Origin of the sequence: Pseudomonas sp. PGPR40, from assembly GCF_022014505.1 — a bacterium.
Taxonomy (GTDB): Bacteria; Pseudomonadota; Gammaproteobacteria; order Pseudomonadales; family Pseudomonadaceae; genus Aquipseudomonas.
Window position 1 is genome coordinate 233,851 of record NZ_JAKLSP010000003.1, and the last position, 26,663, is coordinate 260,513.

General features: G+C 60.3%; 14 protein-coding genes. 11 read left to right on the forward strand and 3 right to left on the reverse strand.

Features of this window, described 5'->3' with window-relative positions; all coding sequences use genetic code 11:
• Window positions 1-2 precede the first annotated feature (2 nt).
• The 11 genes from MEB48_RS04970 to MEB48_RS05020 all read left to right on the forward strand — a co-directional run bounded on the left by MEB48_RS04970 (window position 3) and on the right by MEB48_RS05020 (window position 18,725).
• On the forward strand, window positions 3-956 hold the full coding sequence (locus tag MEB48_RS04970; protein WP_237882444.1) for a D-2-hydroxyacid dehydrogenase family protein: 954 nt from the start codon (window positions 3-5) through the stop codon (window positions 954-956).
• 570 nt (window positions 957-1,526) lie between these two features.
• Window positions 1,527-3,113, forward strand: coding sequence for a glycogen synthase GlgA (glgA, locus tag MEB48_RS04975; protein WP_237882446.1), 1,587 nt, complete (start codon window positions 1,527-1,529; stop codon window positions 3,111-3,113).
• Between the two features lie 13 nt (window positions 3,114-3,126).
• Complete coding sequence (treZ, locus tag MEB48_RS04980) at window positions 3,127-4,923, forward strand: malto-oligosyltrehalose trehalohydrolase (protein ID WP_237882448.1); 1,797 nt, start codon at window positions 3,127-3,129, stop codon at window positions 4,921-4,923.
• Window positions 4,920-6,998 carry a 4-alpha-glucanotransferase gene (gene malQ, locus MEB48_RS04985; protein ID WP_237882450.1) on the forward strand — a complete coding sequence of 693 codons (2,079 nt, stop codon included), beginning with the start codon at window positions 4,920-4,922 and terminating at the stop codon, window positions 6,996-6,998. The genes treZ and malQ overlap by 4 nt, the downstream gene beginning before the upstream one ends.
• On the forward strand, window positions 6,995-9,790 hold the full coding sequence (locus MEB48_RS04990; RefSeq protein WP_237882452.1) for a malto-oligosyltrehalose synthase: 2,796 nt from the start codon (window positions 6,995-6,997) through the stop codon (window positions 9,788-9,790). The genes malQ and MEB48_RS04990 overlap by 4 nt, the downstream gene beginning before the upstream one ends.
• 21 nt (window positions 9,791-9,811) lie before the next feature.
• Window positions 9,812-10,156: a DUF2934 domain-containing protein gene (locus tag MEB48_RS04995; protein WP_237882454.1), complete on the forward strand. Its 345-nt coding sequence runs from the start codon at window positions 9,812-9,814 to the stop codon at window positions 10,154-10,156.
• A 146-nt stretch (window positions 10,157-10,302) separates the two neighbouring features.
• Window positions 10,303-12,462, forward strand: coding sequence for a glycogen debranching protein GlgX (glgX, locus tag MEB48_RS05000; RefSeq protein ID WP_237882456.1), 2,160 nt, complete (start codon window positions 10,303-10,305; stop codon window positions 12,460-12,462).
• A 394-nt stretch (window positions 12,463-12,856) separates the two neighbouring features.
• Complete coding sequence (locus MEB48_RS05005; protein WP_237882458.1) at window positions 12,857-13,615, forward strand: PIG-L deacetylase family protein; 759 nt, start codon at window positions 12,857-12,859, stop codon at window positions 13,613-13,615.
• Between the two features lie 95 nt (window positions 13,616-13,710).
• Window positions 13,711-14,511 carry an endonuclease/exonuclease/phosphatase family protein gene (locus MEB48_RS05010; protein ID WP_237882460.1) on the forward strand — a complete coding sequence of 267 codons (801 nt, stop codon included), beginning with the start codon at window positions 13,711-13,713 and terminating at the stop codon, window positions 14,509-14,511.
• A gap of 274 nt (window positions 14,512-14,785) precedes the next feature.
• On the forward strand, window positions 14,786-17,335 hold the full coding sequence (locus MEB48_RS05015; protein ID WP_237882461.1) for an autotransporter family protein: 2,550 nt from the start codon (window positions 14,786-14,788) through the stop codon (window positions 17,333-17,335).
• A 322-nt stretch (window positions 17,336-17,657) separates the two neighbouring features.
• Window positions 17,658-18,725 carry an autotransporter domain-containing protein gene (locus MEB48_RS05020; RefSeq protein ID WP_237882463.1) on the forward strand — a complete coding sequence of 356 codons (1,068 nt, stop codon included), beginning with the start codon at window positions 17,658-17,660 and terminating at the stop codon, window positions 18,723-18,725.
• A gap of 203 nt (window positions 18,726-18,928) precedes the next feature.
• Here the strand turns inward: MEB48_RS05020 and glgB are convergent, their stop codons facing one another.
• The 3 genes from glgB to MEB48_RS05035 are packed head-to-tail and all read right to left on the reverse strand — an operon-like array spanning window position 18,929 to window position 26,557.
• On the reverse strand, window positions 18,929-21,160 hold the full coding sequence (gene glgB, locus MEB48_RS05025) for a 1,4-alpha-glucan branching protein GlgB (protein WP_237882465.1): 2,232 nt from the start codon (window positions 21,158-21,160) through the stop codon (window positions 18,929-18,931).
• A gap of 2 nt (window positions 21,161-21,162) precedes the next feature.
• Window positions 21,163-24,504 carry a maltose alpha-D-glucosyltransferase gene (gene treS / locus MEB48_RS05030; RefSeq protein WP_237882467.1) on the reverse strand — a complete coding sequence of 1,114 codons (3,342 nt, stop codon included), beginning with the start codon at window positions 24,502-24,504 and terminating at the stop codon, window positions 21,163-21,165.
• Window positions 24,505-24,556: 52 nt separating this feature from the next.
• Entirely contained in the window at window positions 24,557-26,557 is a 2,001-nt protein-coding gene (locus MEB48_RS05035) for an alpha-1,4-glucan--maltose-1-phosphate maltosyltransferase (RefSeq protein WP_237882469.1), read from the reverse strand.
• Window positions 26,558-26,663 lie beyond the last annotated feature (106 nt).

A 26,663-nucleotide genomic window follows, 5' to 3' on the forward strand; every position in this document is an offset into this window, starting at 1 on the left:
GAATGATGGTGCAGATTGCGGTGATCGACGACTGGCAGGACGTGGCGCGTGACGTGGTGGACTGGTCGGTGCTGGACAGCATCGGTCAGGTGAGTTTTATCCATGACTACCCCGCCGACAACGAAATCCTGGCCGAACGGCTCGGCGCATTCGAGGTGATCTGCGTGATGCGTGAGCGCACCCGGTTCGACGAAGACCTGCTGCGCCGCTTGCCCGCACTCAAACTACTGGTCACCGGTGGCATGCGCAACGCCGCTCTGGACCTGAAAGCCGCCGCCGCGCTGGGTATCCAGGTGTGCGGCACCGACAGCTACAAACATGCCGCACCGGAACTGACCTGGGCGCTGATCATGGCCGCGACCCGCAACCTGGTGGCCGAAGCCAATGCCTTGCGCGCAGGTTTTTGGCAACAAGGGTTGGGCGGCGACCTGCAGGGCAAGACCTTGGCCATTCTCGGTCTGGGCAGCATCGGTCAACGGGTCGCCCGGTTCGGCCAGGTGTTCGGCATGCGGGTGATTGCCTGGAGCGAAAACCTGACCGCTGAACGGGCTGCCGAAGCCGACGTCACCTATGTCAGCAAGCAGGAACTGTTCGAGCAGGCCGATGTGTTGTCGGTCCATCTGGTGCTCAGCGAGCGCAGCCGAGGACTGGTGGACGCTCAGGCACTGGGCTGGATGAAACCCACGGCATGGCTGGTCAATACCGCTCGCGGGCCGATTGTCGATGAGTCAGCGTTGATCAAGGCACTTCAGAAACAGCGCCTGGCGGGTGCTGCACTGGACGTGTTCGAGCACGAGCCGTTGCCCCGCCATCATCCCTTCAGAACGCTGGACAATGTGCTGGCCACGCCTCATATCGGGTATGTCAGCCGGCAGAACTACCAACTGTTTTTTTCACAGATGATTGAGGACATTCAGGCTTGGGCGGCTGGGGAGCCGGTTCGGATTCTGAGCTAAGACCGCGTTATCGTTCTTCGCGAGCAAGCCCGCTCCCACATTTGAAATGCATTCCCCTGTGGGAGCGGGCTTGCTCGCGAAGAGACCCTCAACCTCACCACATCTGCCAGGGATCCAACGCACTGCAATGGTGCAACCCACATCCCGTCACGCCCGATTATCGTGACTTCACGGTCCCGATTTGACCCACACAAAAAAATAAACCTGCACTTCGTCGGTGCGTCTCCCCGCAAAGCCCTATGCCTGTACCCTCTTTTTACCGATTGTCGAACAATTTACCTGCTTGACCGGCCCCGCTCTACGTTCTGACCTAGACTGATTTTCGCGGAGTAAAACCGGCTGGTCATTCGGTGAAAATAATCGAAACTTTTGGTGCTGGCCGCGGGTCAGGTTAAAGGGAGGGCCAGCGACTGGTGCATTCCTTGCAACAGCCACTTCACCCATTCAGCTTCAGCGCATGGGCAGCGCTTGCTCACCCATGCGCAGCGCGTTTGCGCCCGGCCATGGAATTGGCTACGAACACCGTTTGTGCCAGGCCAGGAATCAGATCGATAAAACGGGGAGATTCATATGATCAGTACGGCGTTAGATATTCAGGGAGAGCGTGCTCATCCGCAGGTCGGCGAAACGAGCGCCGTGGAGGCCTTTACAGCCAAATCGTCCAGCGTCCCGATCACCAAGACGCTGGCACCCGTAGTCAGTCATAACCCCAACAAGAAAAAAGTCCTGTTCGTCACCTCGGAGATTGCCGACCTGGTAAAGACCGGTGGCCTGGGCGACGTTTCCGCCGCTCTGCCCCGGGCCATGGCGCATTTGCACGATGTCCGTGTATTGATTCCCGGTTATCCGCAAGTGCTGAACAGCGAAAACCCCATTCATATCATTGGTGAACTGGGCGGGCATGCAGCGTTGCCGCCCTGCAAGATCGGGCGCATGGACATGCCCGACGGCCTGGTCATTTACGTGCTGATCTGCCCTGAACTGTACGAACGCGAAGGTTCACCCTACGGCGCCAACAACGGCCGCGACTGGCCGGACAACCATATTCGTTTCGCCCGACTCGGCCTCGCAGCAGCCGATATTGCCGCCAACCTCGCGCAAATTCACTGGTGCCCGGACCTGGTGCACGCACACGACTGGCCCGCCGGCCTGGCTCCTGCTTATATGCACTGGCGTGGCCAACGCACCCCGACCCTGTTCACCATCCACAACCTGGCCTACCAGGGCGTCATCAGCCTCGGCTCGTGCCCGGAACTCGGAATCCCCATGCATGCCTTGCAACAGGAGGGCATGGAGTTTTACGGCAAGATGTCGTTTCTCAAGGCCGGCATGGCCTACTCGAGCCACATCACCACCGTCAGCGCGACCTATGCCCAGGAAATCACCACGCCGGCCTTCGGCTGTGGCCTCGACGGTTTTCTCGCCGCCAAGACCCAGCAAGGTTTGCTCAGCGGGATTCCCAATGGCATCGATGAAAGCTGGGACGCAGCGACCGATCCGCACCTGTTCCACCCATTTGGCATCGGCGATTGGGACGGTAAAGCTGTCAATGCCGCGCACGTTCGCCGGTTGTTCGACCTTGAAGACTCCGACGGCCCGCTGTTCGCCGTGGTCTCGCGGCTGGTCTACCAGAAAGGCCTGGACCTGACCGAAGCGGTAGCCGAATACATTGTCTCCAACGGCGGGCAGATCGCGATCATCGGCCGTGGCGAGCCGGAAGAAGAACAAGCCATGCGTGAACTGGCATTGCGCTTCCCCGGGCAAATCGGCGTGCACATCGGCTTCAATGAAACCGACGCTCGCCGGATGTTCGCCGGCAGCGATTTCCTGCTGATGCCTTCGCGTTACGAACCCTGCGGCCTGAGCCAGATGTATGCCCAACGTTTTGGTTCATTGCCGGTGGCCCGCAATACCGGTGGCCTGGCCGATACCATTGAAAACGGCGTGACCGGTTTTCTCTTCGACGAATCCACGGTGGAGAGTTATCGCGAAGCCCTGAGCCGCGCATTCAAGGTATTCGCCTTCCCGGGTCTGCTCAACGCCATGCGTTGCCGGGCCATGGCGGCGCCCTTCAACTGGTGCAAGGCCGTCGAACCCTACGCCGAACTCTACGAACAACTGGTGGCTAAAGCACTGGGAAAATCGGGCAAACAGTAAGAGGCTTTCAACGATGCCGTTACGGACCCTTGAGACCTGGCCCCACGGCGCAATCATGCTGGACGCAGAACACACGCGTTTTGCCTTGTGGGCGCCCGATGCGTTTTTCGTCAGTCTCGAACTGGAAGATGGACAATCCCTGCCGCTGCTGCCTCAGGCCGATGGTTGGTTTGTGATCAAGACCCGCTGCCCCGCGGGTACCCGCTATCGTTACAACATCGATGGCGAACTTACGGTGCCGGACCCGGCCTCCCGCGCCCAGGCGGGCGATATCGACAGCCACTGCGTGGTGGTCGATCCCCTCGCCTATCGGTGGCAACACAGCGCCTGGCAGGGGCGGCCCTGGCATGAGGCGGTGATCTACGAACTGCACGTCGGACTGCTCGGCGGTTTCAGCGAGGTCGAACAGCATCTGGCGCACCTGGTTGAGCTGGGTATTACCGCCATCGAACTGATGCCACTGGCGCAGTTCCCCGGTGAACGTAACTGGGGCTATGACGGGGTTTTGCTTTATGCGCCCCAGGCTTCCTACGGCTCGCCCGAACAACTCAAACACCTGATCGACATCGCCCACGGCCATGGTCTGGCGGTGATTCTCGACGTGGTCTACAACCACTTCGGCCCGGATGGCAATTACCTGCATCGCTACGCCAACGGTTTTTTCCGCGAAGACCAACACACCCCGTGGGGCGCGGCGATCGACTTCCGACGGCGCGAGGTGCGCGACTTCTTTATCGACAACGCGCTGATGTGGTTGCTGGAGTACCGCTTCGACGGCTTGCGTCTGGATGCCGTGCATGCCATCGAAGATCCGGACTTTCTTCAGGACTTGGCGCAGCGGGTGCGGCGGCAAACCGATCCGGCGCGGTACGTGTGGCTCCTGGCGGAAAATGAGCACAACCAGACCAGCCTGCTGGAGCAAGGTTTTGACGCGCAGTGGAACGACGACGGCCACAATGCCCTGCACGTGCTGCTCACGGGTGAAACCGATGCCTATTACGCCGACTATGCCGACCACCCCACCGAACAGCTCGCCCGTTGCCTGAGTCAGGGCTTCGTGTTCCAGGGGCATATCACCCGCCACGGTACGCCACGGGGTGAACCGAGCGGTCACTTGCCGCCCACGGCCTTCGTGCTGTTCCTGCAAAACCACGACCAGATCGGCAACCGCGCCTTTGGCGAGCGCCTGCATCAGTTGGCCCATCCTGATGCCCTTTACGCCGCCACCGCGTTGCTGCTGTTGTCGCCGATGATCCCGCTGATGTTCATGGGCGACGAATTCGCCGTCGAGCAACCGTTCCTGTACTTCACCAGCCACCACGGTGAGCTGGCGGAGTTGGTGCGCGAAGGACGGCGCAATGAGTTCGCGGCGTTCAGCGCCTTTGCCGACCCACACAAACGCGAGCAGATTCCCGACCCGAACGCGACGCAGACCTTCGAAGCTTCACGACCAAAACTGACCGCTAACCGGCAATCGCCGATTTACCAGCTGTATCGCCAACTGCTGCAGATCCGCCATCGACACATCATCCCGCACCTGCCCGGCGCCCAGGCGCTGGGCGCACAGGTACTGGCCGAGGGCGCGGTGACGGCGCGCTGGCGGCTGGGCGATGGCAGTCAGTTGCGCATTGACCTGAACCTGCGCGACACCCCCGTGGCCCACACCCCACAGGCCGACGCTACGTTGCTGTTCGAGCACCCGCCACAATCGGCCAATCTGTTGAATCAGGGCCTGCTTGCCCCCTATTGCGCGCTCGTCAGCCTCACGGCCGCAGCCCCTTTGCTACCCCCGGACGGAGAGCGCCCATGAGCAATACGCAACTGGAAATACTGGCCAGCCGAGCAGGCCTGGCCGTCGATTGGATCGACGCCAATGGCCGTCCACAGAAAGTGACTCCGGCGGTGTTGCGCTCGGTACTCCGCGGACTAGGCCATCCCGCCAGTACCGCTCAGGAGATCGACGCCAGCCTGCTGCAATTGCAGGAGGTGCAACAAACCCGGCACCTGCCGCCGCTGCTGACCTGCGACGTGGGCGTCGGCCTTGATCTGACCCACTACTTCGAACCGCAAACCCCGTGTGAAATCCATCTCGAAGACGGCTCACGGATTAACCTGAAGCTCGATGACAACGCTGTGTTGCCCGGGCTGGTGCCGGTGGGTTATCAGCACGTCAGCATCGACGATCAATCCTTCACCCTGGCGGTGGCACCCCAGCGCTGCTACAGCGTCGGCGACGCGGTTGACAGTAAAAATCCGCGTGCCTGGGGCCTGAGCGTGCAGTTGTACTCGTTGCGTCGCCCCGGCGATGGCGGTTTCGGCGATACCCAGGCCCTCGAAGACCTGGCCCGAGTGGCCGGTGAACGAGGCGCCGAAGCGTTGGCGATCAGCCCGCTGCATGCGATGTTCAGCGGCGACACCCAGCGTTACAGCCCTTACTCGCCGTCCAGCCGTTTGTTCCTCAACAGCCTGTACGCGGCGCCCGGTGCGATTCTCGGTGAACGTGCCCTGCGCACTGCGGTCGATGCCACCGGCCTTGCCGCTGAGCTCAAGCACCTGGAAAAACTTCCACTGATCGACTGGCCTGCCGCCGCCGAAGCCAAGCACCGCTTGCTCGAAGCCTTGTACGAAGGATTCACTCACGGCGAACACCCTTTGCACCCAGACTTCAGCAGTTTTCGCCATGCCGGCGGCGAAGCGCTGGAAAATCATTGCCGCTTCGAAGCGATCCAGGAAGCCCGTGCGCGGCGCGGCGAAAGCCTCGACTGGCGCGAGTGGCCCGAACAATGGCGTGACCCGCGCAGCACCGCCCTGGCGCATTTTGCCGAAGAGAACTCGACCCGCATCGGCTACTACGCCTTCTGCCAATGGCTGATTGCACGCAGCCTGGAGCGCGCCCAGGCCGCCGCCCGCGGTGCCGGCATGGGCATCGGCCTGATCGCCGACCTGGCGGTGGGCGCCGACGGCGGCGGCAGCCAGGCCTGGAGTCGCCAGGACGAATTGCTCACTTCCCTGACCGTGGGTGCGCCACCGGACATCCTCAACCGTACCGGACAGGGCTGGGGCATTTCCGCGTTCTCCCCCGAAGGTCTGGTGCGCAACGGCTTTCGCGCGTTCATCGAAATGCTGCGAGCCAACTTCGCCCATGCCGGCGGCCTGCGCATTGATCACATCATGGGCCTGCAACGGCTGTGGGTGATCCCCAAGGACGCGCCGCCCAGTGACGGTGCCTACCTTTATTATCCGGTGGACGATCTGTTGCGTTTGCTGAGCCTCGAATCCCATCGACATCAGGCCATCGTCCTCGGCGAAGACCTCGGTACCGTGCCCGAGGGTCTGCGCGAAAAACTCATCGCGCGCTCGATTCTCGGCATGCGTGTGCTGCTGTTCGAACAGGACAATACTCACTTCAAGCCGATTCTCGATTGGCCGGACAACGCCCTGGCAACCACCAGCACCCATGACCTGCCGACGCTCAATGGCTGGTGGCATGGCCGCGATATCGACTGGAGCGCGCGCTTGAACCTGGTCGACGCACCGGGTGAAATCGAATGGCGCCAACACCGTGAGCGCGAGCGCGAAGGTTTGCGCCGGGTGCTGAGCCAGGACCCGCAGAATTTCCGCGAAGAGTCCCACGAAACCGATCAGGTGCTCGATGCCGCGATCCGCTTCCTCGGCCATACCCGCGCGCCGCTGGTATTGCTGCCACTGGAAGATGCCTTGGGCATCGAACAGCAGGCCAACCTGCCCGGCACCACCGACAGCCATCCCAACTGGTCCCGCAGGCTACCCGGCGACAGCGAAACCCTGCTCGACGATCCGGACGCCGCCCGGCGCCTGGAACTGCTCGCCTGTGCGCGACTTCAGGCGGCCGAGCGTGACCAATGAATCAACCGTTCAACCAACCGCTGCGGGCAACCCTGCGGCTGCAATTTCATAAAGGCTTCACCTTGGACCAGGCGATCCCGCTGGTGCCGTACTTCGCCAGCCTGGGCATCAGCCATATCTACGCCTCGCCGCTGCTCGCCGCCCGCTCGGGGTCCATGCATGGCTACGACGTGGTAGACCCGACCACGGTCAACCCTGAACTGGGCGGCGAAGCGGCATTGCGCCGTTTGGTCGGTGCATTGCGCGCACAGAACATGGGGCTGATCCTAGACATCGTCTCCAACCACATGGCCGTCGGTGGTGGCGATAACCCCTGGTGGCTAGATTTGCTGGAATGGGGGCGATTGAGCCCTTACGGCGAGTTCTTCGACATTCAGTGGCATTCGCCCGACCCGTTGATGGAGGGCCAACTGCTGCTGCCTTTTTTGGCCAGCGATTACGGCATCGCCTTGCAGGACGGCACCTTGCCCTTGCGTTTCGATGCCCGGCGCGGGGCTTTTTATGTCGAGCACTATGAGCACCACTTCCCGATTTGCCCGACGAACTACGGCGAACTGCTCAAGGCGAATGATCAATTAAATGCCGAGCAGGTCGAGCAGCTCAAATCCCTGGCAGACCGCTTCACTACCTTGAGTTACCAGACCGACGCGCACAGCCTGGCAATTGCGCTAAAAACCGAGCTGCATGAACTCGCCAGCGATCCGGCCATTCTTCACACCATCCAGCACACACTCGGCACCTACGACTCGCTCACCCCTGAAGGTTTCCAGCGCCTGCATAACCTGCTGGAGCGCCAGAGTTATCGCCTGGCCAGCTGGCGCACCGCGGCGGACGACATCAACTGGCGGCGCTTTTTCGATATCAATGAACTGGGCGGCCTGCGCGTCGAACGCCCGGCGGTGTTCGAGGCGACCCATGCAAAAATCTTCGAGCTGGTGGCTGAAGGTCTTGTCGACGGGTTGCGCATCGATCACATCGACGGCCTCGCCGACCCGCGCGGTTACTGCCGCAAATTGCGCCGCCGAGTCGATCGCCTGGCACCGGAGCGGCACCTGCCGATCTACGTCGAGAAGATCCTCGGCGAAGGCGAAACCCTGCACCGCGATTGGTCTGTCGATGGCAGCACCGGTTACGAATTCATGAACCAGTTGTCGTTGCTGCAACATGATCCCGAAGGCGCCCGGACCTTGGGTGAACTCTGGAGCCGGCACAGCGCACGGCCCGCCGATTTCCGTCAGGAAGCACAGCTGGCGCGCCAGCAGATTCTCAACGGCTCCCTCGCCGGGGATTTCGAAAGTGTCGCCCACGCCCTGCTGCAAGTGGCCCGGGACGACTTGATGACGCGGGACCTGACCCTCGGCGCGATTCGTCGGGCCTTGCAGGAGCTGATCGTGCACTTCCCGGTGTACCGCACGTATATCGGACCGTTGGGCCGCTGCGATCAGGACGAAGTTTTTTTTCAGCAAGCCATGGACGGTGCCCGGCAAACCCTTGGCGAGGCCGATTGGCCGGTGCTCGACAGCCTGGCTGGCTGGCTCGGCGGCCAACCCTGGCGCAGGCGCCCGGTGGGCCGCCCACGCAAACTGCTCAAACATGCCTGCGTGAGGTTCCAGCAACTGACCTCACCGGCGGCGGCCAAGGCCGTGGAAGACACCGCGCTTTATCGCTCGGCGGTGCTGCTGTCGCGCAACGATGTCGGCTACAACACCGAGCAGTTCAGCGCCCCGGTGGCCGATTTCCATGCTGCCTGCGCCAATCGCCTCGCCGAATTTCCCGATAACCTGCTGGCCACCGCGACCCACGACCACAAACGCGGGGAAGACACCCGTGCGCGGCTAGCGGTATTGAGCGAGCGCAGCGCCTGGTATGCCGAACAGGTCGAACACTGGCGAACCCTGGCCGACGAATTGCGCATTGAACCCGGTGCGCCTTCGGCGGGCGATGAGCTGATTCTTTATCAAGCGATCCTCGGCAGTTGGCCGTTGGAACTGCGCGGCGATGATCAGGTGGCCCTTGAGGCCTACGCCAAACGCCTCTGGCAGTGGCAATGCAAAGCCCTGCGCGAAGCCAAGTTGCAAAGCAGCTGGAGCGCGCCAAACGAGGCGTACGAACAGGCGACCGATGGGTTTCTCCAACGCTTGCTACTCAGCCCCGAAGGCCAGCCATTGCGTATGGCCATTGGCGCGGCGGCGCAGAGCATCGCCGCACCGGGCGCGTTGAATGGTTTGGCGCAAACCTTGCTGCGAATGACCGTGCCGGGGGTACCGGACCTCTATCAGGGCAATGATTTCTGGGACTTCACGCTGGTCGATCCGGACAACCGCCGGCCGGTGGATTACGTCAGCCGTCAGCAGGCCATGCACGTACGATTGGACCTGCCCGATCTGTTGGTGAACTGGCGTGACGGGCGTATCAAGCAAACCCTGATCGCCCAGACGTTACACCAGCGTGCCGAGCATGCCGGGCTGTTTCAAAAAGGGACGTATCAAGCCCTTGAAACCCTTGGCAGCCAGGCTCACCGAATCCTGGCGTTCGCTCGTGAACGGCAAGGGAAACGGGCTATCGTGATAGTACCGATACGCTGTGCCGAACTGCTGGAAAACAGTGCCGAACCACAGGTTGAAGCGCCGCTCTGGGGCGATACACGGGTCAAATTGCCGTTTGCCGCCCCTGAAGAAAATCTGAAGGGACTTTTTGCAAGCGTCGCAGTCACAAAACACAGGGAACTGATGGTCAGCGCCGCGCTGGGGGATTTCCCGGTCAATCTCTTTATCCAAACTACCCAAGCTTGAGTTCAGTTCAGGAGCATTGCGATGAGTACCGACGATAAACGTATCCGCGAATTTGCCTATCAGATCTGGGAGTCCGAAGGAAAACCCGTGGGCCAGGAGAAGCGCCATTGGGAGATGGCCTGCAAACTGGCCGAAGCCGAAGCACTGACGCCCGGCAAGTCACCGAAAGCCAGCGGCAGTAAAACCGTCGGCACCAAGCCTGCTGCCGGCAAGCCCGACGGCAAGCTGGTCAATGCCAAAGGCATCGAAACCAAAACCAAAGCCAAGCCCAAGGCCAAACCCGCCGCCGCTTCGGCAGTAACCGCGCCTGGCGAAAAAGCCACCGAGAAAAAACCTCGCGCCGCGCGTAAACCGCCAACGACCTGACGACGTATCCCGGTTGCGAACCCCCCTGTAGGAGCGGGCTTGCCCGCGAAGGGGGCGGTACAGTCAACAATGATGCCGCCTGAGATACCGTCTTCGCGGGCAAGCCCGCTCCTACAGGGATTTTGCCCCCCTTTGCAGGAGCACCTATGAGCAGTCCAAAGAAAACCGCGCCCGAACCTCGTGCCGAGACCTCGCGAATCCGTGAAGGCTTGCCCTTCCCGCTCGGCGCGACCTGGGATGGCCTGGGGGTCAATTTCGCGCTGTTTTCGGCTAACGCAACCAAGGTCGAACTGTGCATCTTCGATGATGCCGGCGAGGTGGAACTCGAGCGTATCGAGTTGCCGGAATACACCGACGAGATCTACCACGGCTATTTGCCCGATGCCCATCCGGGGTTGATCTACGGCTATCGCGTGTACGGTCCGTATGACCCGGCCAACGGTCATCGTTTCAACCCCAACAAACTGCTGATCGATCCCTACGCCAAACAATTGGTCGGCCAATTGAAATGGTCTGAAGCGTTGTTCGGTTTCACCATCGGTCACCCTGATGCCGACCTCAGTTTCGATGAACGGGACAGCGCGCCCTTCGTGCCAAAATGCAAAGTGATCGACCCGGCCCACACCTGGGGCCACGACCATCGGGTCAGCGTGCCGTGGGACAAGACCATCATTTATGAGACCCACGTACGCGGCTTCAGCATGCGTCATCCCGCTGTCCCCGAGAACCTGCGCGGCACCTTCGCCGGGTTGATGGTCGATGACGTACTGGAACACATCCGCAAGCTCGGCGTGTCGAGCGTGGAATTGCTGCCGATTCATGCCTTCGTCAATGACCAGCATTTGCTGCACAAAGGCATGACCAATTACTGGGGTTACAACAGCATCGCGTTCTTTGCTCCGGACCCGCGCTACCTGGCGAGCGGCAAGATCGCCGAGTTCAAGGAGATGGTCGCGCACCTGCACGAAGCCAATCTGGAGGTGATCCTCGACGTGGTTTACAACCACACCGCCGAGGGCAATGAACAGGGCCCGACGCTGTCGATGCGCGGCATCGACAACGCCTCCTACTACCGTTTGATGCCTGAAGACAAACGCTATTACATCAACGACTCGGGAACCGGCAACACCCTGGACCTGAGTCATCCATGTGTGTTGCAAATGGTCACCGACTCACTGCGTTACTGGGCCACGGAAATGCACGTGGACGGTTTTCGTTTTGATCTGGCGACCATTCTCGGCCGCTACCACGACGGTTTCGACGAGCGTCACAGCTTCCTCGTGGCCTGCCGCCAAGACCCGGTGCTGCGCCAGGTGAAGATGATTGCCGAATCCTGGGACTGCGGCCCCGGCGGTTATCAGGTCGGCAACTTTCCGCCGGGGTGGGTCGAATGGAACGACAAGTTCCGCGACACCGTGCGTGCGTTCTGGAAAGGCGATGATGGTCAAATCGCCGACTTCGCCAACCGCATGACCGCATCCGGGGAGATGTTCAATCAGCGTGGCCGGCGTCCGTATGCCTCGCTGAACTTCATCACCGCCCATGACGGTTTCACGCTCAACGATCTGGTGTCGTACAACGACAAACACAACGAAGCCAACGATGAGAACAATCAGGACGGCAGCAACAATAACCTGTCGTGGAACCACGGCGTCGAAGGCCCCACTGACGATCCCGAGATCAATGCGCTGCGCCAGCGACAAATGCGCAATTTTTTCGCCACGTTGCTGCTGTCCCAAGGCACGCCGATGCTGGTGGCCGGCGATGAGTTCGCCCGCACCCAGGAAGGCAACAACAATGCCTATTGCCAGGACAGTGAGATCGGTTGGGTCAATTGGGACCTGAGCGAAGACGGCAAGGCCCTGCTCAAGTTCGTCAAACGCCTGATCAAATTGCGCCTGGCCTATCCGATCCTGCGGCGCGGGCGTTTCCTGGTGGGCAATTACAACGAAGACATCGGCGTCAAGGACGTGACCTGGCTCGCCCCGGATGGCAGCGAGATGTCCACCGAACAATGGGAGGAAGGCCACGGTCGTTGCCTGGGCATCCTGCTCGATGGCCGCGCCCAGGAAACCGGCATTCGCCGCAAGGGCGCCGACGCAACGCTGCTGCTGGTGGTCAATGCCCACCATGACATCGTCAATTTTCTGCTGCCGGAAGTGCCTGACGGCGGTTTCTGGACCTGCATGATCGATACCAATCAACCGTCGATTCGTGGCCAGGAACGCTTCGACTTCGGTCACGAATATTCGGTCACCGGCCGTTCATTGCTGCTGTTCGAATTGCAGCGTGAAGAAGAAGAGTGACCTTCAGCAATGCCAATCACCGACCCCCTGTAGGAGCGAGCTTGCTCGCGAAGACGCAGGCGCAGTCAATATTGATGTCGCCTGACACACCGCTTTCGCGAGCAAGCTCGCTCCTACAGGGTTCCGTGTCTTAACTGACTGGCATTGGGGCAAGCCCGCTCCTACAGGGTTTCGGTGATTATTTGCGACATCCGCCACAATCCGAATTAAAAAGCCATATCAGACCAAAGGCTGAGGCGACGAATAGCGTTCCATGAGCAATACTCTCCCCGCAGCAATCCAGGGTTCGGAGCGTTGCAATGGTTATTTTTCCGCCTTCACGGGTCTGCCAGGCTCGCTCCCCTGCAAGCAATGCGCATGACTGAGGGCACGACAGAACAAGGACGTAGCGCCTATGAAATCAGTCTCCATCAGCGAAAACAGCTCGCTCGCGCAGATCTGGAACAGCGCCCCGCAACTGGACAACATCCCTGTCATCAACACCGAAACGCTGGTTCCGGCCGGCGCTCGCGCGGTAGTCATCGCGCCGCATCCCGGCGATGAAGTAGTGACCTGCGGTGGCCTTCTGCAGTTGCTGTGCTCCCTCGGTCATCCGCTGCAATTGATCTCGATCACCGACGGTAGCGCCAGCCATCCGGGGTCGCGACAATGGTCGGAGAAACGCCTGAGCGTGTTCCGCCCCCAGGAAAGCGTCGAAGCCTTACGCCGGCTGGGGGTGCCGATGCACAGCTTGAAGTGGATTCGTGGCGGCTTCACCGACAACGGCCTGGCCGAGCGGGAGTCTGAATTGATCCGGTTCATCGTCCGCTATCTGCGCCCCGGTGATGTGGTATTCACCACATGGCGCGAAGACGGTAACGTCGACCATGACGCCGTCGGCCGTGCCAGCGCCAGAGCAGCGGCCCTGGTCGGAGCAACGCTCAACGAAGTACCTGTCTGGGCCTGGCACTGGCCGACGCGCGATCACGGTCTGATCCCCTGGCATCGCGCACGCAAGGTACGTCTTGACACCTGGACCGTCGCGCGCAAAAGCCACGCCACCTACGCCTACGCCAGCCAACTCGACGGCGAGCCGGCAATCGGCATCGCCCCAATGCTGCCCCCGGTGATACTGGAGCGCATGCGGTTGCCGTATGAAATTGTGTTTGTCTGAATCATTCAAGGAATGTCTTTTGCTATAAATCACGCTGAACTGCTTGCCCGTGCATCAGTCGCATAGAAACATCAGCCTGATTCAGAGGAGTGAACGTGACCAGTGATGCCGAACGACAGGCCGTCGAATCAATGCTATCGAACACCCCAGCGGCGATTCATCGACTGAGAGTGCTGACGGTCAACACCCACAAAGGTTTCACCCCCCTCAACCGGCGTTTCATCCTGCCGGAATTGCGTGAAGCAGTACGTAGCACGTCGGCGGACCTGGTGTTTCTACAGGAAGTGGTCGGTGAGCACGACCGGCATTCTTCACGCTACAACGACTGGCCACAAACCTCGCAATACGAGTTCCTGGCCGACAGCATGTGGAGCGATTTCGCTTACGGTCGCAACGCGGTCTACCCCGACGGCCACCACGGCAATGCCTTGCTGTCGAAGTACCCGATCCGCGAATTTCGCAACCTCGATGTCTCGATCACCGGCCCCGAGCGGCGCGGGTTGCTGCACTGTGTACTGGATGTACCGGGGCATGCCGAAGTTCATGCCATTTGCGTGCACCTGAGCCTGTTGGAAAGCCATCGACAACTCCAGCTGCAGTTGCTCTGCCTGTTGCTCGAGTCGCTGCCCGATGACGCCCCGGTCATTATTGCCGGCGACTTCAACGACTGGCAGTTGCAAGGCAACGCTGCTCTCGCCAGGCGCCACTACCTGCACGAAGCTTTCGAACGCCATCATGGCCGACCGGCGAAAACTTACCCGGCGCGTTTTCCCCTGCTGCGCCTGGACCGGATCTACCTGCGTAATGCCAACAGCCATGAGCCGCGCATACTCGGCCATAAACCCTGGACGCACCTGTCGGACCATTTGCCGCTGGCCGTTGAAATACATCTCTGAGCTGTTAACTAACTGTCCATGATCAGTTGCTAAATCGCTTAACCTGTTACTTTTGACAGTAGCGACGCAAAAATACGGCTGCTAAATTGTTATCGTCCGTACGACATGACGGTACGGACATGCGACTTGCAGTGGCCGTCGTTGCCGAAGGTTCTCGATTTACGGGTGATAGTTTTCCCGATGCTGTCTCGCAACTCGCGCTGCCGAGGGTGTCTGATGCCTGTCGCTTTTGACAAGTGGCAACTCAGTCGCCGATCCACCTGCGGAGACGAGCATGAAATTTTCCAGCGATCGACCCAAGTACCGTTACGGCATCTGTGCGGTTTCAATCTGGTTATGCGTCAGTGGGTCTCAACCCACCCAAGCGGCCTGTACGCTCAGCCCCACAGCCGGCGATGACAACTTCGTTTGTGACAGCGCCAGCAGCGGACCGCTGACCGACCTGACGGGTAACAACAGCCTGACCTTCCCCGCCAATGGTACCGGAACGATCAATGGCAACGTGACGTTCGGGGCAGGCGCCGACACGGTTGACATGAATTCCGGGCGCATCGTCGGTGAACTCAATCAGGGTGATGGTGCCGACACCTTCAACATCAGCGCCGGGCAGATAACCGGGGCCGTCAACCAGGGCAATGGCGTCGATAATTTCACCATGAGCGGCGGCACCCTCCAGGCCCTGGCCCAAGGCGACAGCCGCGACTTTTTCCAGATGAGCGGCGGCACCATCATCGGCGCCTTCGAAGACGGTGACACCGCCAGAATGACCGGCGGCACCATCGGTCGGGTCAATATGAAACTCGATAACAATCTGTTCGATCTCTCCGGCGGGGAGATCCGCGGCAATCTGGTCACCGGTTTCGGCACCGACACCATCAAAGTCTCCGGGGGCAAGATCGGCGGCGACATCAGTGTCAGCGGTGGCAACGACAGCATCACAGTGACGGGTGGCGAAGTCGTCGGCGAGATCCGCACCAGCGTTGGCAACGACACATTTGTATGGGATGGCGGTGGCATCCTCCATTCGGCAATCCTGATGGAAGACGGCAGTGACAGCGCGACCCTGCGCAATCTCAGCGAGAGCACGCTCGCCCAGACCCCGAGCCTCGACGGTGGCACCGGCAACGATGTGCTGACCTTCGATCACACTACAACCGCAGGTGCTGACCGCTACGCCCAGTGGGAAACGGTAAACCTGACTGAGCGTTCGCAGTTCGATCTCACCGATAACCTTGTGCTGGGTGACAGCGCTACCGGTACCGGCGTGTTCAATATCGACGGCAGCAGCGTCCTGACATCAACGCAAGGCAGTATCACGCCATTCACCGCTGGCCAGCGTGCAACCTTGAACAACGCCGGGGTAATTGACCTGAGCAGCGGTAATACCCGCACCAATGACACCCTGACGGTGCAGGGCAATTACACGGGTAATGGCGGTCAGCTGTTTTTGCAAAGTACGGTCGGTGATGACACCTCCCCCAGCGACAAACTGGTGGTCATCGACGGGACCTTGACCGGCACTACCTCGATTTCCGTCAGCAACGTGGGCGGTCTTGGCGCCCTGACCCGGCAGAACGGCATTCAGTTGGTCCAGGCCCAAGGCATGGCAAGCAGCGACAACGGAGCGTTTGCCCTGAAATCCCCGGTGTCCGCGGGCGCCTATGATTACTACCTGTTCAAGGGTGGCGTCACGGCCGGTAGCGAAAACAGTTGGTACCTGCGTTCGTCCGTCGTCGCGGCCCCGTTGGCGGCCGTGCCCAACCCGGACCCGGCGTTGCCGCCGGTTCTAGTGCCGCTGGTGGCGGCTCCAGTGGCTGCCGTCGGTACCCCATCGTTGCCGACCGTCAAGCCCGGTGCTGCAGCGGTTCCACTGTACCGACCGGAAGTTCCGACCTGGTCCGTATTACCGCCGGCTGCGGCACAACTGACCCTTTCGGCACTGGGCACGTTCCATGATCGCCAGGGCGATCAGCGCCTGCTCAACGAAACGGGTGCCTTTGGCGCTGGATGGGGTCGGGTCTACGGCAAAAACTTCGACCAAACCTGGGCCGGCACGGTGACGCCGCGGCTCGACGGATCGCTCAACGGTTTTCAAGTCGGCAACGACTTGTACAGTTCGCAAACGTCGGGCGGGCACATTCAGCGCACCGGCTTTTTCGTCGGCCACACCCGCTTGCGCGGTGATGTCGATGGCTTCAACCAAGGCTTCGAAGGCAAACGCGCCGGTAAGGTGGAGCTGGAAGGTGACAGTTACGGCCTGTACTGGACGCTGACTGATTCGCAAGGCTGGTACGTCGACACCGTGGTGATGGGCACTCGGCTGGATGGCGACAGTCGTTCCGAACGCGGACTGAAACTCGACAACCGTGGTCACGCCCTCACCCTCTCGGGCGAGGCCGGTTATCCGCTTGTGATGGCGGACAACTGGGTCATGGAACCCCAGGTGCAAGTGATCCACCAAAAAGTCTCCCTCGACAGTCAGGACGATGGCATTTCACGCATCTCGTTCGATTCAGACGGTGCCTGGACCGGTCGCCTCGGTGCTCGACTCAAGGGGCACTACGCAATCAGTGGCCGGCCGCTCGAACCCTATTTGCGGGCCAATCTTTGGCACACGTTTTCGGGCACTGATACGGTGACATTCGATGGTGCCGATCAAATCGAGACCCAACAAAAATCTTCTACGGCTGATCTCGGCGTCGGCGTGGTACTGAGTCTCGCATCAACGGTCAGCGTGTATGCCAGTGCCGACTACAGCAGCAATATCGACAGCAATCAGCTACGCGGAACGAGCGCAAACATCGGGGTGCGCATGAGCTGGTAGGACGAACGATTGCTTCCAGGAGCCCCTGGTGTGAGGGGTTTTTTGATGATATTCCGCACAAACAACAACTTATATATACGCCAAAAATCAGTCACTTTTAGCTCATAAAATAGCCATACCGCTTATCGGCCATTTTCTTGACGCGGCGTCATCGGTCTCCTTAGCTAGTGCTTACTACCCCCGGAAATCCATCAGGGGCAAGCCTTCAGACTCCTGTAAAAACAGGCGGGTCTGACCTTGCCCCAATCCATTCGGTCGCCCCTCATTCGGGGTAGGAGAGACGCCAAAGCGAGATAGGCATGCGATTGCAAGGTAGACCCCCATGAGAACTTCATTCACCTCACAAGAGATCAAAGTCACTTTTTGCACTGTCACAGGTTCACTCCTGCTGTGCTCATCCATGGAGGTGCAGGCCTCGCCTGCCGAGGACGAAACAAACCTCTGGTTCAACCAGGCACTGCCGACCCTGACCTTGCCGGCCGACTCTGCCACGTATTCCGGCCGTTTACGCGCCAACCCCGATTTACAAAGTTCACGCCTGACGGTAGAAGACGCCGCGCCTTCGGCCTGGGACCACGTCTATGGAAAGGCGTCACGGCAGGCCCAAACCGATTATCTGGCCCAGGGTTCTTCTATCCCCGGCGCCACTGAATTCAAAGGCCCGGCGCTGCTGACCGTACAAAGCAACAGCGGCCATACCCAACGGGTCGGACTGATCGGCGGCACCACCCAATTGCAGGGCAATGACAACGGTCTGCTGACCAGCCGCGCCCTCGCCGATCCCGCCCATGACACGCTCAACCTTCAAGGCCAAAGTCTCGGCGCCTACTGGAGCCTGACCGGCCCACAAGGCTGGCACGTAGACTTGACGGCCAGCGGTGGCCGGGTCAACGGATATAGCCGCAATGACCAGGGCGCGCGACAAGCCGCCGAAGGCAGCGCGGTGACATTGTCGGTGGAAGGTGGTTTCCCGATTGGTCTGGGTAATAACTGGGTGATCGAACCCCAGGCGCAGTTGATCAATCAGCGTATTACGCTGGATACGCCGTATGCTGGCTCCGGTAACGCTTCATCCAGCGACCTGACGTCCTGGAGCGGTCGGGTCGGTGCACGCTTGAAAGGCAGTTACGACATTAACGGCCTGCCGGTCGAACCCTATGTGCGAACCAACGTGTGGCACACGGTGTACACCGGCAATACCGTGAGCCTGGATCAGGTCGACAAAATCAGCAGCAGCCGCAATTCATCGACGGTAGATGTAGGTCTGGGGCTGGTGGCCAGAGTGACGCCTTTGGTCAGCCTGTATATCAGCGCCGATTACAGCAGCGATGTGGATGACAATGATTTGAACGGGTTGATTGGCAGCCTTGGGGTGCGGATGCGGTGGTGAGTGCATGACTCAAGAAGCGCTTTGTTCGGTCTGGCCCCTTCGCGAGCAAGCCCGCTCCCACATCCTGATCGTTCCCACGCTCCGCGTGGGAATGCCTCAATGGACGCTCTGCGTCCGCTCTTGGGACGCGGAGCGTCCCGGGCTGCATTCCCACGCAGAGCGTGGGAACGATCAGGATGCTCTGCGTGGGAACGATCAGGACCCTAACCCTCCGGACGCAAAATCAATACCCCCAGCGGCGGCAGGTTCAACTCCACAGAAAGGGCCTGGCCATGACTCGGCTCTTCGTCGGTGAACACCCCGCCGCCGTTACCGTAGTTGGACCCGGCATAAGTGTCGGCATCGCTGTTGATCAACTCGACCCATCGCCCGGCAAACGGCACGCCAACGCGGTAGGACTGACGCGGCACCGGGGTGAAGTTGGCCACCACCAACACCGGACGCCCGTCTTTGCTCCAGCGCAGCCAGGCATAAACGCTGTTGATCGCGTCGTCGCCGATCAACCACTGGAAGCCTTGCGGGGCATCGTCCTGGTCGTGCAGCGCCGGTTCTTCGCGATACAACCGGTTCAGGTCACCGACCAGTTTTCGCACGCCCTGGTGTTCCGGGTATTGCAGTAAATACCAATCCAGCTGTTGATCGTGATTCCACTCACGCCATTGGCCGAACTCGCATCCCATGAACAACAGTTTCTTGCCGGGATGCGTCCACATGAAACTCAGATAAGCCCGCAGGTTGGCAAACTTCTGCCAGCGATCGCCGGGCATCTTGTCGATCAGTGAATGCTTGCCGTGGACCACTTCATCGTGGGAAATCGGCAGGATGAAGCGCTCGGACCAGGCATACACCAGGCCAAAACTCAGCTCGTTGTGATGATGGGCGCGGTATACCGGATCCTGCTGAATGTAATGCAGCGAGTCGTGCATCCAGCCCATGTTCCACTTATAGGCAAAACCCAGCCCACCCTGTTGCGTGCTCTGGCTGACACCCGGCCACGCCGTGGATTCTTCAGCAATCACCAACGCGCCCGGTGTTTCCAGGGCCACCACATCGTTGAGATGGCGGACGAAATCAATGGCCTCCAGATTCTCCCGACCGCCGTGACGGTTGGGCACCCATTCGCCGGCCTTGCGCGAGTAATCGCGATACAGCATCGACGCCACTGCGTCCACGCGCAGGCCATCGACATGGAAATGCCTGAGCCAATGCAACGCCGACGCCAGCATATAGCCGTGCACTTCGGTGCGGCCCAGGTTGTAGATCAGCGTGTCCCAGTCTTGGTGAAAACCTTCCTGCGGGTTGCCGTATTCATATAACGCGGTGCCGTCGAACTGCGCCAGCCCATGGGTATCAGTGGGGAAATGCGCCGGCACCCAATCGAGGATCACGCCGATCTCGGCCTGGTGACAGGCATTGACGAACGCGGCGAATTCATCCGGCGTACCGTAACGGGCGCTCGGGGCGAACTGCGACAGCAGTTGATAACCCCACGAGCCACCGAACGGATGCTCCATGATCGGCATCAGTTCGATGTGGGTAAAACCCAGTTCCTTCACATAAGGAATCAGCCGCTCGGCCAACTCGGGCCAGGTGTACTGACGGGCGACCTCACCGAGGTCATCCAGCTCGCATTGCCAGGAACCGGCGTGTAATTCGTAGATCGACAACGGTGCGCTGTTTCGCTGGCGTTCGCCCCGCGACTGCATCCAGGCGTCGTCGTGCCAGTCGATTTTCAGCGGCGAGGCGACTTTTGATGCGGTGTCCGGCGGCAGTGCGGTGGCGAGGGCCATCGGGTCAGCCTTGAGCGGCAAAATGCCGTGGGCGCCAAGGATTTCGTATTTGTACAGCTCCCCCGCTTGCAGGCGCGGAATGAACAACTCCCAGACCCCGGAAGGATGGCGCAGGCGCATCGGATGCCGACGACCGTCCCAGACGTTGAAGTCGCCGACCACCGAGACCCTTTTGGCGTTCGGAGCCCACACAGCGAAGCGCACGCCGTCGACGCCATCGACGGTCTTCAGTTGCGCGCCGAGGCAACTGCTCAAGTCCCGGTGATTGCCCTCGGCGAACAGATACAAATCCATCTCGCCGAGTAACGGGCCAAAGCTGTAAGGGTCCTCGGCGAGTTGCTCGCCGCCGGCCCAACGGGTTCGCAACAGATAGGGCCGGGCCCGCTCGAAGTGCCCGACGAACAGCCCTGGGGTTTGGGTGGTCTCAAGGCTGCCGAGTTCTTCCCCGGATTCCTTGTCCACCACCTGCACGCTCAAGGCGTCCGGCAGATAGGCTCGAATGAATTGCCCGCCAGCGCCATCGCCATGCGGGCCGAGAATTGCAAAGGGGTCTCGGTGCTCGGCGCGTACCAATGCATCGATATCCCGCGCTCTGGGCAGCAGCGCCTCATTAACGTGCCCCTGTTCCTTGTTCGAGAAACTCATGACTACTCTCCACCAAGATCGGAAAAGGGTTTAAGCCCACTCAATAATCCATATAAACCGTGCAACGGCACAGGCAACCAGGTGGGGCGATTTTCCGCCTCATAGGCCACTTCATAAGCCGCCTTCTCCAGACCGAACAACGCCAGCGCAGCGTCTTCGCCTTCAGGATCTTGCCATGCATGAGCAAGACTAGCTGCCGCCAGCCGATAAGCGTCGACAAATGATTGTCGCGCCTCTTTCAGATAACGATCGGCGACTCGTTGACGCGCCGCCTGGGCGTCGGCGGTGTTGTCGACATTGTGCACGTTGATGACCATCGCCGCGGCGTAATCGAAGGAACGCAACACGCCGCTGACATCTTTATAGGGGCTGTGTTTGCCCCGACGCTCATGCAGCGGCCGTGCCGGTTCGCCCTCGAAATCGATCAGGTAGGCATCGCCCTTGATCACCAGCACCTGCCCCAGATGCAAGTCGCCATGGACGCGGATACGCAAGCCACCCGCAGCCTTTTTACCCAGGTCCTGGACATGACTGAGGATCGCCTTCTTGTTGTCCAGCAATCGACTGACCAATGCCTGATCCGTGGCGTTCAGTTCGGTTTGATGCTGCTTGAGCAAGTTCAGGGCGTGTTCCAGTTGGGCCGCCACGTCCTTGGCCGAGGCCAGGGCCTCTTTCTGGGTGGTGATCTGTGGAGCGAAGTCCGAATTGGCGCTCGGGGTCGCCAACACCTGATGCATTTCTCCCAGGCGCTGACCGAGCATGCCGGCGAAATCCTTCAGCTCGCCGAGGGCGTTGTAGTGCTGCTCCTGTTCCGACACAGCATCGGCGAGTTCGTCGCGAAGCGCCCGTTCAAGGTTGTTCCGGGTCCACTCCCACGCATCGCCCTGATTGCTCAAGTAGCCTTGGGCGATCATCAACAGCGTGTCCTCGCCCGCCGCATCACGACGAATCACCGCCCCCAGCAGCGGCGAAATATTCTGGAAACCGGCATGGGTCAGGTACGCACTCATTTCCAGTTCCGGGTGCACCCCTGACGCGACCTTGCGGATCAGTTTCAGCACCAGGCTGCTGCCGATCACCACCGAACTGTTGGATTGCTCGGCGGACAGGTACCGCACCTCCGATTCGGCAGTCAGGCCGAGTTTGGCCAGTTCGCCGCTAGGTTCGAAACGGATCTCGCCGCCGTCCGATGACAACACCAACCCGGCCTGCATGCTCTGCAACACGGCATGAATAAAGCTCTCGAGGCTGAAGGCGTCGGTGATCAGGCCAACCTGACGACCACGCCGGACCCTGGCCAGCGCCAATTGCTGCGGCAAGGCCGCGCCAACCTGTTCCTCGGAGATAAAACCGAATGGCAACTGATAGCGGCTGGTCTGACCGCCCCTGATAACATCGATTTCACCTAACAACACCGGATGCTGCGGGTCGCCGAAGCGCACGCCGTAAGCGAGGCTGACGCTGTCGATGGTGCCATCCTTGCCGGCAAACCAGCGGCGGTTCTGCAACCAGCTCGGCAGAATGCTCTGCTCCAGCATGCCGCGAGACGGCGCTTCGAGCAGCTCTTCCATGCGTTTCTTCAGTACCAGAGTGGTGAAATCCGGCAGGCTTTGCGCCGGTTCCACGTGCCAGCTCGGCATCTGGTTTTCCGCCGCCAGCCCGAACCAATAAAAGCCGTAAGGCGCCAGCGTCAGCAGGAACGTCAACTGGCCGATGGGCGGAAACGCATTGCCGCCGAGCATCTCCACCGGAACCATGCCGACATAAGCCGACAGATCCAGCTCCACTGCTTGCGCGCTACGGGACACGTTGGCCACGCACAGAATGATCTCGTGCTTGCCGTCCGCGCCGGTGAATTCGCGGGTATACGCCAGAACCCGTCGATTGCTCGGCGAGAGCATCTTCAGCGTCCCGCGACCGAAGGCCTTGGACTGCTTGCGCACCGCGAGCATGCGTCGGTTCCAGTTCAACAACGAATGGGGGTCACCGGCCTGGGTTTCGACGTTGACCGACAGGTAGCCATAGAGCGGGTCCATGATCGGCGGCAGCACCAGGCTGGCCGGGTCGGCGCGGGAAAAACCGCCGTTACGGTCGATCGACCACTGCATCGGCGTGCGCACGCCGTCGCGGTCGCCGATGTAGATATTGTCGCCCATGCCGATTTCATCGCCGTAATACAGGGTCGGCGTGCCAGGCATCGACAGCAGCAGGCTGTTAAGCAATTCGACACGACGGCGATCGCGCTCCATCAACGGCGCCAGACGCCGACGAATCCCCAGGTTGATCCGCGCCCGTCGATCGGCCGCGTAGTAATTCCACAGGTAATCGCGCTCCCTGTCGGTGACCATTTCCAGGGTCAGCTCATCGTGGTTGCGCAGAAAAATCGCCCACTGGCAGTTGGCCGGGATTTCCGGAGTCTGGCGCAAAATATCGGTGATCGGGAAGCGATCTTCCTGAGCTAGCGCCATGTACATGCGCGGCATCAACGGGAAGTGAAAGGCCATGTGGCATTCGTCACCGTTCAAGCCCTTGGCATCGGTGTCTCCGAAGTACAGCTGCGTGTCTTCCGGCCATTGATTGGCCTCGGCCAGCAGCATTCTGTCCGGGTAATTGGCGTCGATTTCGGCACGGATCTGCTTGAGGACGTCGTGGGTCTCGGGCAGGTTTTCGTTGTTGGTGCCATCGCGCTCGATCAGGTACGGGATCGCGTCCAGCCGCAGACCGTCGATGCCCATGTCGAGCCAATAGCGCATCACCGACAGCACGGCTTTCATCACTTGCGGATTATCGAAGTTCAGGTCCGGTTGGTGCGAATAGAAACGGTGCCAGAAGTACTGACCGGCCACCGGGTCCCAGGTCCAGTTGGACTTTTCGGTATCGAGAAAGATGATGCGCGTGCCGTCGTATTTCTGATCGTTATCGGACCAGACGTAGAAGTCTCGGGCCGCCGAACCGGGCTTGGCCTTGCGCGCGCGCTGGAACCACGGGTGCTGGTCCGAGGTGTGATTGATGACCAGCTCGGTAATGACTCGAAGGCCACGTTTGTGGGCCTCGGAAATGAAGCGTTTGGCATCGGCCAGAGTGCCGTAGTCGGCATGCACGCCACGGTATTCAGCGATGTCGTAACCGTCGTCGCGCCGTGGCGAGGGGTAGAACGGCAATAGCCAGATGGTATTGACGCCCAGGTCGGCAATGTAATCGAGCTTGGCGATAAGGCCGGGAAAGTCGCCGATCCCGTCGTTGTTGGAGTCGAAAAAAGACTTAACGTGAACCTGATAGATCACCGCATCCTTGTACCAGAGCGGGTCCTTGATGAAGGCGGCTGACCTGGGTTTCTTCGCCATTTGAAACTCCTGTTAATACTAGAGAACGCCTTGGCCGAGAGCGTGGGAACGATCATGACGGTGCGGTAATCCTCCAAATCCCGAACGGAAGATGCCACGGTTCAATCCGCATGAACTGATACTTGCCGTGCCAGGTCCAGCGGTGGCCGTTCATCAAGTCTTCGCCCTGGGTGCTGGCTTCATCGGGCAAACCCATTTCCCACAGCGGCAATTCGAAGTTCGCCTCCTGGGCGTGATGCGGATCGAGGCTGACCGCCACCAGAATGAAATTGCTGCCGTCAACGCTGCGTTTGCCGAAGTACAAAATATTGTCGTTCCAGGCGTTATAGACCTTCAGGCCCAGGTGCGTGTGCAGTGCCGGGTTCTGTCGACGGATGCGGTTGAGCTGGGCGATTTCGGCAATGATGTTGCCCGGCGCGTTGAAGTCCCGCGGGCGGATTTCGTACTTCTCGGAATTGAGGTATTCCTCCCGGCCCGGCACCGGTGCCGCTTCACACAGTTCGAAGCCCGAGTACATGCCCCAAAGGCCGGAGCCCATGGTCGCCAGCGCAGCACGAATCAGAAAACCCGCGCGCCCGGATTCATGCAGGAACGTCGGGTTGATGTCCGGCGTGTTGACGAAAAAGTTCGGTCGGTAGCATTCACGCCACGGTGACTCGTTGAGTTCGGTGAAATAGGTTGCCAGCTCGGCCTTGGTGTTGCGCCAGGTGAAATAGGTATAGCTCTGGGAGTAACCGACCTTGCCCAAACGCGCCATCATCGCCGGCGTGGTAAAGGCTTCGGCGAGGAAGATCACCTCGGGATACAGTGCCCGCACATCGGCGATCATCCACTGCCAGAATGGCAACGGTTTGGTGTGAGGGTTATCGACGCGAAACAGCTTCACGCCCTCCTCGACCCAACCCACGACCACATCGCGCAACTCGATCCACAGGCTGGGAATCGCGTCCACGGCATAGAAGTCGACGTTGACGATGTCCTGATATTTCTTCGGCGGGTTCTCGGCATATTTGATCGTGCCGTCCGGCCGCCAGCTAAACCAGCCGGGATGTTGTTTGAGCCACGGGTGGTCCTGGGAACACTGAATCGCAAAGTCGAGGGCGATTTCCAGCCCATGCTCGGCGGCGGCCGCGACGAGCCGGCGAAAGTCCTCACGCGTGCCCAATTCCGAGTGAATCGCCTCGTGCCCGCCCTCTTCGCTGCCGATGGCATAAGGGCTGCCCGGATCGTCGGGGCCGGCAATCAACGAGTTGTTCGGGCCTTTGCGGTAGCTGCGGCCGATCGGGTGGATCGGCGTGAAATACAGCACGTCAAAGCCCATGTCCTGGATCATTGGCAGCCGCGAATGCACGTCATTGAAGGTGCCGTGGCGGGCCGGGTCATCGGTGATCGAGCGCGGAAACAGTTCATACCAACTGGCGAACTGCGCCAGCGCTCGCTCTACGTCCACCGGGTATTCAGGGCTCAGGCTCAGGAAGGGACGATGGTCGGCCTGGGCCATCAAGTCCGCGCTACGCTGGTGCAGAAACAAAGCGACCTGCTCGGTTTCGAGCAGACCGGACAATTCATGATGCAACGCCGCCAGCTGTTCACTGAGGTGCCCTTCGGAACGTTCGGCGGCCTGCTGGACGTGAGTGCGCCCTTCCTGCAATTCCAGGCTGACCGATATGCCGACGGCATGTTTTTTCTCCAGCTCATAACAAAAACTGGCGTATTGATCGATCCAGGCTTCGAGGCAGAACACATAACGCCCCTGCTTCTTGACACGAAACCGGCCCTGCCAGCCGTTATTGCCCAACTCGGCCATTACTTCGCTCTGCCAGGTATCCTCGCCTTCGGCACGCCAGCGAATGCGTACGGCCAGTTTGTCGTGACCGTCGGCAAACACTTTGCTGGTCACCACCACGTCCTGATCGATGATGGCTTTAACGGCAAATTGCCCGCCATCGAGGGTCGGCATGGTGTTTTCGATCACGATCCGCGGTAGCAATAATGCCTGAGACAGCGGGATATGCGGGTTGTAGCTCAGTTCTGTGGGTTTTTCAGCGGTCATCGAGCATCTCTCCTTAACGCCCCAAGGACGCTCTTGTGCCTGGTCGTCGTTCAGACGAAGCGCTCTGCCCCGACATGAACTCACTTAGGTTCCGAACAGCAGGCGC

Excerpts from the sequence above, each read along its gene's own strand:
- MEB48_RS04970 (WP_237882444.1), top strand. The coding sequence starts at position 3 with ATGATGGTGCAGATTGCGGTGATCGACGACTGGCAGGACGTGGCGCGT.
- glgA (WP_237882446.1), top strand. The coding sequence starts at position 1,527 with ATGATCAGTACGGCGTTAGATATTCAGGGAGAGCGTGCTCATCCGCAG.
- treZ (WP_237882448.1), top strand. The coding sequence starts at position 3,127 with ATGCCGTTACGGACCCTTGAGACCTGGCCCCACGGCGCAATCATGCTG.
- malQ (WP_237882450.1), top strand. The coding sequence starts at position 4,920 with ATGAGCAATACGCAACTGGAAATACTGGCCAGCCGAGCAGGCCTGGCC.
- MEB48_RS04990 (WP_237882452.1), top strand. The coding sequence starts at position 6,995 with ATGAATCAACCGTTCAACCAACCGCTGCGGGCAACCCTGCGGCTGCAA.
- MEB48_RS04995 (WP_237882454.1), top strand. The coding sequence starts at position 9,812 with ATGAGTACCGACGATAAACGTATCCGCGAATTTGCCTATCAGATCTGG.
- glgX (WP_237882456.1), top strand. The coding sequence starts at position 10,303 with ATGAGCAGTCCAAAGAAAACCGCGCCCGAACCTCGTGCCGAGACCTCG.
- MEB48_RS05005 (WP_237882458.1), top strand. The coding sequence starts at position 12,857 with ATGAAATCAGTCTCCATCAGCGAAAACAGCTCGCTCGCGCAGATCTGG.
- MEB48_RS05015 (WP_237882461.1), top strand. The coding sequence starts at position 14,786 with ATGAAATTTTCCAGCGATCGACCCAAGTACCGTTACGGCATCTGTGCG.
- MEB48_RS05020 (WP_237882463.1), top strand. The coding sequence starts at position 17,658 with ATGAGAACTTCATTCACCTCACAAGAGATCAAAGTCACTTTTTGCACT.
- glgB (WP_237882465.1), bottom strand. The coding sequence starts at position 21,160 with ATGAGTTTCTCGAACAAGGAACAGGGGCACGTTAATGAGGCGCTGCTG.
- treS (WP_237882467.1), bottom strand. The coding sequence starts at position 24,504 with ATGGCGAAGAAACCCAGGTCAGCCGCCTTCATCAAGGACCCGCTCTGG.
- MEB48_RS05035 (WP_237882469.1), bottom strand. The coding sequence starts at position 26,557 with ATGACCGCTGAAAAACCCACAGAACTGAGCTACAACCCGCATATCCCG.